Source organism: Streptomyces sp. SM1 (genome assembly GCF_002910825.1).
Lineage (GTDB): Bacteria > Actinomycetota > Actinomycetes > Streptomycetales > Streptomycetaceae > Streptomyces > Streptomyces okerensis.
Window position 1 is genome coordinate 1 of sequence record NZ_NEUB01000593.1, and the last position, 9744, is coordinate 9744.

A 9744-nucleotide genomic window follows, 5' to 3' on the forward strand; every position below is an offset into this window, starting at 1 on the left:
GCTCTTCGCCGCCCGGACCAGCAGCCACGCCTCCTCGCCACGGAAGCGGGTGGGGGCGTACTCGCCGTGCATCTTCGACCCGTGCAGGCGGAACGTGGCATGGCCGCGGTCCAGCGACTCCCCGAAACCGACGGGCCGGCCGCGGCGGTCGTGGCTGAGCGGCTCGTAGGTGCCGTGGTCCCAGATGATCACCGTGCCGCCGCCGTACTCGCCGTGCGGGATCACGCCCTCGAACTCCTCGTACTCCAGCGGATGGTCCTCCGTGGGTATCGCGAGCCGCCTGTCCCGCGGATCGGCGGAGGGCCCCTTCGGGACCGACCAGGACCTCAGTACGTCGCCCACCTGGAGCCGGAAGTCGAAGTGCATCGTGCTCGCGTCGTGGATCTGCACGACGAAGCGGGGCCGGCCGCCCGGCTCCGCCCCGCTCCCGCGGGGTTCGCCGGTGCGGTCGAAGTCCCGCTTGCCGTGGTAGTCCCGCAGCCGGTCCCGTTCACCCACCGTGCCGCTCCCTCCGGTCCGCCGTCGCCGTGCGCGCGGGCGCCGGGTACCCGGTCAGAACTCCTCGTGCACCTCCGGGTCCCCGCCGATCCGCCGGTGCGCGCGCTCGGCGATCGTCCGCATCTGGGCGGCATCCAGTTCGAAGCCGAACACGTCGAGGTTGGCGCGCTGCCGCCGCGGATCGGACGACTTGGGAACGGGGAGCGCGCCCAGCTGGATGTGCCAGCGCAGCACCGCCTGGGCCGGCGTGACCCCGTGCGCCTCGGCGACGGCGGCCACGGCCAGGTCGTCCAGGAGCCGCGAGCCCCGGCCGAGCGGGCTCCAGCTCTCGACGAGCACGCCCTTGTCCGCGTGGTGGGCGCGCAGCTCCTCCTGGGGGAAGAAGGGGTGCAGCTCGACCTGGTTGACCGAGGGCAGCACTCCTGTCTCCTTCTCCAGCCGCTCGATGTGGGCGGGCGTGAAGTTGGAGACGCCGACCGACCGGACCGCTCCGTCCTCGCGCAGCTTGATCATGGCCTTCCAGGAGTCGACGTACTTGTCGACGCGGGGGAGCGGCCAGTGGATCAGATAGAGGTCGACGTACTCCAGGCCGAGCCGGGCCCGGGACTCCTCGAAGGAGGCGAGGGTCTCCTCGTAGCCGTGGTGCCGGCCCGGGAGCTTCGTCGTCACGGCGATCTCCTCGCGGGGCACGCCGCTCGAGGCCACGGCACGGCCGACACCGGTCTCGTTGCGGTAGTTCGCCGCCGTGTCGACCAGGCGGTAGCCCGCCTCCAGGGCCGTGCCCACGGCCCGCTCCGCCTCGGCGTCGTCCATCGGCCAGGTGCCCAGGCCCAGGGCGGGGAGGGTGGTGCCGTCGTTGAGGGGGTGGCTCGGGATGCTGATCACGAGGGTGCCTTCCCTTGGGGATGTCGTCCCTTCCAGGGTCGGGGACGGCGGGGGCAGTGATCAACCGGACGGGGCCCGCGCCGGGGAGGCCCTGTCGCCAGGTCCGCGCTTCACTGCCACGATCTTCCCGGGAGCCGGTCCGTACGGGTCCGGCGGGCACGGCCGGCGGAGAGGGGAAGCATGACGACGGGCAGGGGCGGCGTGGGGGACGGGGAGCGCACCGGAACCGGGGAGCGGCCCGGGGCCATGGAGGTACACCCCGTCTCCGGGCACATCGGGGCGGACATCACCGGCGTGGACCTCGCCGGCGACCTCGACGAGGCGGTCGTCGCCGGGATCCGGGCGGCGGTACTGCGCTGGAAGGTGGTGTTCTTCCGCGGCCAGCGGGGCCTCGGCCACGCCGCCCATGTGGCGCTGGCCCGCCGGTTCGGTGAACCGGTCGTGCTGCCCCGGCGCGGAAAGGCCTCCCCGCCGGACTTCCCCGAGATCGAGACGACCGCCGACCGGCTGGAGCTCGGCGGACGGTTCGGCATGGAGCACGACGAGTGGCTGCGGCGCCGCCGCCACACCCTGCTGCGCGGCTGGCACTGCGACCACGGCGCCCGCGTCGACCCGCCGGCCGCGACGATCCTGCGCGCCGAGACGGTTCCGCCCTACGGCGGCGACACCACCTGGTCGAATCTCGCCGCGGCGTACGCGGGACTGTCCGCACCCCTGCGCGAGTTCGCCGACCGGCTGCGCGCCGAGCACCGGCTGGGGGTCGGCTACCAGCCCCGGCCCGGCGACGACGGGTATCTGCGGCATCTGCTGGACCACCAGACCGCGTCCGAACATCCGCTGGTGCGCGTCCACCCGGAGACGGGGGAACGGGTGCTGTCCGTCAACGGCTACTACCTCGAGCAGATCACCGGCCTGTCCCGCCCCGAGAGCGCGGCCGTCCTGGAACTGCTCCTGGAGCAGGCCACCCGGCCCGAGTACACCGTCCGTCTGCGCTGGGAGCCGGGCAGCGTGGCGTTCTGGGACAACCGGGCCACCATCCATCTGGCCCCGGGCGACACGGCCCACCTCGACCACCCGCGGATCATGCACCGCGTGATGCTCACCGGCGACGTCCCGGTGGGTGTGGACGGCCGCCCGTCGAGGGCCCTCACCGGCACCGCACCGGGCCGTTGGCAGGACGCGGTGGTCACGTCAGCGGAATGGTGACCTCGTCCTCGACCGGCGGGGCGATCTCCTGCGCGCGCAGACCGGTGGCCGCGTGACAGCGCAGCCGGATCGCCCCGGGGCTCACGTCGACGCGCAGGAAGCTCTTGAAGAACGGCGGGCTGTAGGTCGCCGAACCCGGTGAGAACAGCGACGTGTAGGCCTTGCGCACGGGCAGCCGGAACCGCTTGCCCCGGTCCGGCCGCCGGCCGGTGCCGAGCAGCCCGGCGACCAGCCGCATCCGGCGGGTGACCCGGGGCGGGGTGCCCGGGACGCGGGTGGGACCGATCCCGAGACGCTCGGCGATCACGGCCATCGCCTCGGCGTCGGTGAGGGCGAAGAAGCGCCGCAGCCGCAGCCGTCGCCCGTAGAGGGCGCTGTAGAAGGTGAGGGAGTCGCCGCGCAGCGGGTAGCAGCGGAAGTCGCCCTCGGTGACACCGGCGACATCGACCCGGGGGATGGTGTGGGTGGCGTGGGTGAACGCGCCCGAGCCGCCCGCCACCAGGTACTGCAGGGTGCGGCCGTCGTCCAGCCGCACCGGGTAGCGCTGGTAGTTGTGGATGTCGCCGCCGATCGCGGCCACGTAGTGGTGACCGGGGTCGCGGACGATGTCGTCGACGGTGCCGCCGCCCTCGACCGGGCACGGGTGGTGCTCGCCGTCCACGTACAGGGGCGAGCCCGTGACGAGTATCTTCGGGCGCGGTCCGCGCGAGATCTCCCGCAGCCAGGCGCCCTGTTCGGCGTCGATCGTGCCCAGCAGTCCCGTGTCGATGCCGACGATCCGCACCGGCCCGGCGTCGATCGCCCAGTACGGTCCCGGCTGCACCGCCTGCTGGGCGGGACCGGAGCGCAGCTTGCGCGCCTCGGCGAGGCGCCCGCCGTCCCCGGGGCGCGGCCGGTGCCACAGCAGCGAGCGCAGCCAGGCCCGGCTCAGGGGGCGCGGGGCGGGCGCGGGCGGCAGCGGCGGGGCGTCGTCGCAGAAGACGCGCATGAAGCCGGCCAGGTCCTCGTACCAGTCGTGGTTGCCGGGTATCGCGTAGATCGGGGCCTGGTAGTCCCGGTACGGCCGGAAGAACTTCGCGTCGTAGTCGTCGGCGCTGCCCACCGGGTAGATCACATCGCTGGCCAGCACGGCGAAGGCGGTGTCCCGGCCCGCTTCCAGCAGGCCCGGCACGACCGCGTACTGCGGCTCGCCGCCCTCCCCGGTGTCGCCGACGACCAGGAACGAGAACCGGTCCGGGTCGTCGCGCCGGATCACCTTGTCGTCCGGGGCGCCGGCCGCCGCCCGCTGGGCCGTCCAGCGGGACCGGACACCTCCGGTGGGGTCCCCGAACCAGGAGGCCAGGACGCCGTTGCGGGCGGCCAGGAGCATACGCGGGTCGAGCCAGGAGATCTTCTCGGTCCGGTGCGGCATCAGCCGCCGGTACGCACCGCGTTCGGCGGCGCCCCAGCCGGCACCCTCGGAGGTTTCGCGTGAAGAGTCGGACACCGGTGCACCGTAACAACGGTGCGGCGCAAGGCCGGTGGCCGGGGGGCCCACGGCGAGGGCGGCGAACCCCCGCCATGGAGTGCCCAGTTGGCGGTGACGTTCAGAAGGTGCGGGCCAGCAGGCCGAGCAGGGCCGCCCAGTGACGTTCGTCCGCCTCCTTGTCGTAGGCGGCCGTGTCGGACTGGGTGTATCCGTGCCCGGCCCCGGTGTAGACCTCGCAGCGGTGCCGGACACCGGCGTCCGTCAGGGCCCGCTCCAGACGCTCGATCTGCTCCGGCGGCAGCGACGGGTCCCGGTCGGCGTGCCCGAAGTGCAGCTCGGCGGTGATCCGCCCGGCGAGCAGGTGGGGACTGTCCGGCGCGTCCGACGCCAGCCGGCCCCCGTGGAACCCGGCCGCGGCGGCCACCCGCTCGGGGTGGGCGCCGGCCGTGCGCAGGGACAGCGCCGCTCCCGTGCAGTAGCCGGTCACCGCCACCGGGCCGGCGGCCGCCGCCGGGCAGTCGGCCAGCCACCGCAGATACGCTCCGGCGTCACGCGCCGCCCGTTCGGGCGTGAGCTGCCGCATCACCGGCATGAGGCGCCGCAGCAGCCGCCCCCGCGACGCGTCGTCGATGAACGCGGGCAGCTCGGCCACCGGGGCGGGGCCGCGCCGGTAGAACACGTTCGGCACCAGCACGGTGTAGCCGGCCCCCGCCAGCCGGTCGGCCGTCTCCCGCAGCCGCGGACGCGGACCGAACGCGTCCATGTACCACAGCACCGCCGGCCGGGGTGCCCCGTCCGGGGGATGCGTCAGATACGCGTCGGCCGTCCCGTCCTCGGTGGGGACGCCGACACCGGTTCCCGTCACGGCGCCCATGGCCGGCCCGCCTCCGGTCACTCGAACCGCGAGACGTCGCCCGCGCCCCGCCGTACGATCTCCGCCTCGCCGCCGGAGAAGTCGATCACCGTGGTCGGTTCGGTGCCGCAGTTCCCGGAGTCGAGCACCGCGTCCACCTGGTGGTCGAGCCGGTCCTTGATCTCCCAGCCCTGGGTCATCGGCTCGTCCTCGCCGGGCAGCAGCAGCGTGCTGGACAGCAGGGGCTCACCGAGCTCCGCCAGCAGAGCCTGGGTGACGACATGGTCGGGGATGCGCACGCCGACGGTCTTCTTCTTGGGATGCTGGAGCATGCGCGGCACCTCCTTCGTCGCGGGCAGGATGAAGGTGTAGCTGCCCGGGGTCGACGCCTTGACCGCGCGGAACACGTCGTTGTCGATCCGTACGAACTGACCGAGCTGCGCGAAGTCCCGGCACACCAGGGTGAAGTGGTGCCGGTCGTCCAGTTTGCGGATGGTGCGGATCCGGTCGATGCCGTCCCGGCTGCCCAGCCGGCAGCCGAGCGCATAGCAGGAGTCCGTGGGGTACGCGATCAGGGCGCCTGCGCGGATGCTGTCGGCGACCTGGCCGATGGTGCGCGGCTGGGGGTTGTCGGGGTGCACGTCGAAGTACTTCGCCATTCACCGAGCTTATGCCGCCCGCGCGCGAGCACCGCACACCCCGGGGCCCGGCGCCCCGCGGCGGGGCCCGGCGTCGCGCCGGGGTGAGCGTCGTGCACGGTTGGGGTAACGTCCCCGGCCTGGGCCGGGAGGCGGAGAGACGAAGGGAAGACCGGGGTGGCGGGCCGTGACGACGGAATGCGAGGGACGCCGGGGGACGCCGGGGCGCCCGCGGCCTGGGCGCGGGAGCTGCTCGATCTTCTGCGGCCTGCGGGGCGGGACGCCCGCAGGGTCGTCGACTGGCTGGCCGGCACCGCGGAGGCGGAGGTCTCCCTCCAGGATGCCGCCGGCACCCTCCTCGCCGGGACCCGGCTGCCCCTGGACGCGTCCCTCGTCGCCGCCCTCCGCTCCGGCCGGATCGCCTCCGCCGCCTGGGAGGGGGAGGGCCGCCACCTGCGCCTCGTACGGATCGGCCACCCGTCGGGCGTCCGCGTACTGGCCGTCTCCCGCCGGGCCCCCTTCGACCGGCACACCGCCGATGTCGTCACCCACACCGCGCAGGTGATCGAACTCCTGCTGGCCGCACACGAGACCACCGCGGCCGGACACCGGCTCCAACGGGCCACCGACGATCTGCGGCTGGCGATCCTTCAGCTGCTGTTGGTCGAGGACACCGTGGCGGCCCGCCGGGTCGCCTCGGGACTCTGGCCCGGCCTGCTGGACGCCGACACCGCCTGTGTCTTCGTCGTCGAGTCCGCGCCCGCCCGGCGCGAACGGCTCGTGGCGGAGTGCCTGGACACCACGCGGGACGAGGCGCTGGTCGTGCGGTGCCCCGCGATGGACGGGCACGTCATCGTCGTCAGCCCCCGCGCGGCCACCGCGTCCGAACTCCGGTCACTGGTCGGACGGCACCCCGGCACCTTCCTCGGCGGCAGTGTGTGGGAGAGCCTCGCCCGTACCGCCACCGCGTACGGACAGGCCGTCAGCGCACTGGCGGTGGCGTGCTTCCGGGCGGACAAGACGGCCGTGTACGCCGAGCGCACCCACCCGGAGCTGCTGATGGACCCCGCCGCCCTGCGCGGCTGGGCGGGCCGGGTGCTGCGGCCGCTGGACACGCTGTCCCACCACACCCGCGCCGAACTCCTCGCCACCACCCGGCTCGGACTGGAGTTCACCGCGGTCAACACCGCCAAGATCCTCGGTGTCAGCCGCAACACCGTGCGGGCCCGCATGGAACGGGTCGAGACCATGCTCGGCACCGATTTCGACGACGTCACCGCCCGCGCCCTCGTGCACCTCGCGCTGCACACCCAGATCAACCTCCTGGACGGACAGGCGGGCAGCGACCCGGACGCGGCCTCCCCGGGCCTCGCCGGTCTGCTGGACGGTCCCGCTGTCGGCGCCTGGGCGCGGGAGCTGCTGGGCCGGCTGGACCACGACACCCGCAACGTGCGCCGCACCCTGCGCACCTGGATCGCCGCCGGGGGCAACGCCGAGCGGGCCGCGCTGACCCTGGGCGTCCATGCCCAGACCGTGCGCGAGCACGTGCGCAGCGCCGAACCCGTCCTCGAACGCCAGCTGCTGGCCGCCGGCACCGGTCTCTACGAGGTCGTACTGGCCCATCTGGCGGTGGGCGAGCTGGAGCAACCGGTACTCACGACGGAGTAAACCGGGCCTTTCGGACTCGATTGTGCACGGATGAGTCCTCCGGCGGCCATAGCGGGCACCGGCGCGATACACAGGCGCCCTTCCCTCGGATTAGTTTCGAGCAGGGGCCGGGGGCCCGACCGGCACGGGGGACCGGTCGCGCCTCCGCCCCAGGGCCCTCGCGCGCCGTACCCCGCCCGCCCTTCGCCCTCGGCCGTCGCACGCCCTGCGCTCCGTCGTCCGCGGCGCCGCGCCTCCTCCTCCGTGGTCCTCGGCGGCCGCACCCCTCGCCTCGGACGCTGTGTGCGCTCCCCTGGGTCGGGTACCCGGGCGCGGTTGTGACGGCCCGTCCCTCCGTTCGCCACGGACCGGGCGGGCGGTGGACGAGCACCGCGAGGAGGAGACCCGGATGACCAGCGAGACCGAGACCGGCGGCGCCACCGGCACGCAGGACAAGGACTACAGCCTGATCTGGTACGTCGAGGCGTGCCTGAGCAACGCCCTGCGCCTGGAGACCTACATCCAGGACGCCGAGCGTGCCAAGGACAGCGAGGTCGCCGACCTGTTCCGCAAGGCCCAGGCGGACAGCCGCAAGGGTGCGGAACTGGGCAAGGGACTGCTGCGCGCCCGCCTCGACGGCGGCTGAGCACACACCGCCCCACCTGGTCCGGTCACCGTGCGCGGCACGGTGACCGGACCCGCGTCGCCGCCCACGGCCGGCCCGCACTCCCCGGGTGTCCGGCCCGGTGCCGTCCGCGCGGTTCGCCGACGGCATCCGCCGCGCCTTCGAGTCGCAGCCCGCCGTGATGCGCGGCAGCATGACCCCCGTACACACGCGACCGGGGGGACGACGAGCAGCGCAAGGAGCCCACCAAGATGACGGACGTTTCGAGCCGGGGACCCGCCCCGGGCGACGACCGCAAGGTACTCACCAACCGGCAGGGCCATCCGGTCTACGACAACCAGAACCAGCGCACGGTCGGCGCCCGGGGCCCCGCCACGCTGGAGAACTACCAGTTCCTGGAGAAGATCAGCCACTTCGACCGGGAACGCGTCCCCGAGCGCGTCGTGCACGCCCGCGGCGTCACCGCCTACGGGTACTTCGAGGCGTACGGGACGTGGGGCGACGAGCCCGTCTCCCGCTACACCCGGGCCAAGCTCTTCCAGGAGCAGGGCAAGCGCACCGACGTGGCCGTCCGCTTCTCCACCGTCATCGGCGGACGCGACTCCTCCGAGGCCGCCCGCGACCCCCGCGGCTTCGCCGTGAAGTTCTACACCGAGGACGGCAACTGGGACCTCGTCGGCAACAACCTGGGCATCTTCTTCATCCGGGACGCGATCAAGTTCCCGGACGTCATCCACGCCCTCAAGCCCGACCCGGTCACCTTCGAGCAGCAGCCGCGCCGCATCTTCGACTTCATGTCGCAGACGCCCGAGTCCATGCACATGCTGGTCAACCTGTTCAGCCCGCGCGGCATCCCGGCGGACTACCGTCACATGCAGGGCTTCGGTGTGAACACCTACAAGTGGGTCGACGCCGAGGGCGACACCAAGCTGGTCAAGTACCACTGGATGCCCAGGCAGGGCGTGCGCTCCATGACGGAGGAGGACGCCGCGAACGTCCAGGCCGACTCCCTCGGCCACGCCACCAAGGACCTGTACGAGGCGGTCGCGCGCGGCGACCACCCCGAGTGGGAACTGCTCGTCCAGATGATGGACGACCACGACCACCCGGAGCTCGACTTCGACCCGCTGGACGACACCAAGACGTGGCCCGAGCAGGACTTCCCGCCGAAGCCGGTGGGCCGGATGGTGCTGAACCGGATGCCGGACAACTACTTCGCCGAGAACGAGCAGATCTCCTTCGGCACCGGCGTCCTCGTGGACGGTCTGGACTTCTCCGACGACAAGATGCTCGTCGGCCGGACCTTCTCCTACAGCGACACCCAGCGCCACCGGGTCGGCCCGAACTACCTGCAACTCCCCGTCAACCAGGCCAAGAACGCGGAGGTGTACACCAACCAGCGCGACGGCCAGATGGCGTACCTCGTCGACGGCACCGGGGAGAACCCTCAGGTCAACTACGAACCGTCGATCACCGGCGGGCTGCGCGAGGGCGAGTATCCGACACACGACGACCAGGGCCCGGAGATCGTGGGCCGGCTCACCCGCAAGCGCATCCCGCGCACCAACGACTACCTCCAGGCGGGCCAGCGCTACTGCCTGCTGGAGGACTGGGAGCGCGACGACCTGGTGAAGAACTTCACCGACCTGTTCGCCCAGTGCGACCGCCAGGTGCAGGAACGCATGGTCTGGCACTGCCTGCTGGCAGAGAACGACCTCGGCCGGCGGGTCGGCGAGGGCCTCGGGATCATGCCCGAGGACGTGGCCCACCTGGAACCGCTCGCGGGCCAGAGCCTCACGGACGACGACCGCAAGCGGCTGGCCAGCCTCGGCGACAACCCGCCGCGCGACGTGGAGGGTCTCACCATGACCCACTGCGTGCCCGACGAACGGCACGTGGTGACCCGTTGAGCGCTCACCCGGCA

The 9744-nt window shown here is 73.0% G+C and carries 9 protein-coding genes; 4 read left to right on the plus strand and 5 right to left on the minus strand.

The window, feature by feature from the left end:
* Both B9S61_RS14545 and B9S61_RS14550 read right to left on the minus strand, forming a co-directional pair.
* On the minus strand, positions 1-498 hold a 498-nt coding region (locus B9S61_RS14545; RefSeq protein ID WP_103542635.1), incomplete at its 3' end, for a DNA polymerase ligase N-terminal domain-containing protein.
* 54 nt (positions 499-552) lie between these two features.
* A complete protein-coding gene (locus tag B9S61_RS14550) occupies positions 553-1383 on the minus strand; it encodes an aldo/keto reductase (protein WP_103542636.1) in 831 nt (276 codons plus the stop codon).
* Between the two features lie 180 nt (positions 1384-1563).
* On the opposite strand from B9S61_RS14550, the gene B9S61_RS14555 reads away from it, so the two are divergent.
* Complete coding sequence (locus B9S61_RS14555; RefSeq protein WP_374936211.1) at positions 1564-2589, plus strand: TauD/TfdA dioxygenase family protein; 1026 nt, start codon at positions 1564-1566, stop codon at positions 2587-2589.
* Here the strand turns inward: B9S61_RS14555 and B9S61_RS14560 are convergent.
* The 3 genes from B9S61_RS14560 to B9S61_RS14570 all read right to left on the minus strand — a co-directional run bounded on the left by B9S61_RS14560 (position 2570) and on the right by B9S61_RS14570 (position 5569).
* Positions 2570-4075, minus strand: a complete 1506-nt coding sequence (locus B9S61_RS14560; protein WP_103542637.1) for a metallophosphoesterase — start codon at positions 4073-4075, stop codon at positions 2570-2572. The genes B9S61_RS14555 and B9S61_RS14560 overlap by 20 nt on opposite strands.
* Before the next feature lie 100 nt (positions 4076-4175).
* A complete protein-coding gene (locus tag B9S61_RS14565) occupies positions 4176-4931 on the minus strand; it encodes a dienelactone hydrolase family protein (RefSeq protein WP_103542638.1) in 756 nt (251 codons plus the stop codon).
* Between the two features lie 17 nt (positions 4932-4948).
* A complete protein-coding gene (locus B9S61_RS14570; RefSeq protein ID WP_181007372.1) occupies positions 4949-5569 on the minus strand; it encodes an L-threonylcarbamoyladenylate synthase in 621 nt (206 codons plus the stop codon).
* 177 nt (positions 5570-5746) lie between these two features.
* Here B9S61_RS14570 and B9S61_RS14575 point away from each other — a divergent pair, with 177 nt between their 5' ends.
* The 3 genes from B9S61_RS14575 (at position 5747) to B9S61_RS14585 (ending at position 9730) form a co-directional block, all read left to right on the plus strand.
* Positions 5747-7216: a helix-turn-helix domain-containing protein gene (locus B9S61_RS14575; protein WP_103542642.1), complete on the plus strand. Its 1470-nt coding sequence runs from the start codon at positions 5747-5749 to the stop codon at positions 7214-7216.
* Between the two features lie 388 nt (positions 7217-7604).
* Entirely contained in the window at positions 7605-7841 is a 237-nt protein-coding gene (locus tag B9S61_RS14580; protein ID WP_103542643.1) for a hypothetical protein, read from the plus strand.
* Positions 7842-8071: 230 nt separating this feature from the next.
* A complete protein-coding gene (locus B9S61_RS14585; protein WP_103542639.1) occupies positions 8072-9730 on the plus strand; it encodes a catalase in 1659 nt (552 codons plus the stop codon).
* Positions 9731-9744 lie beyond the last annotated feature (14 nt).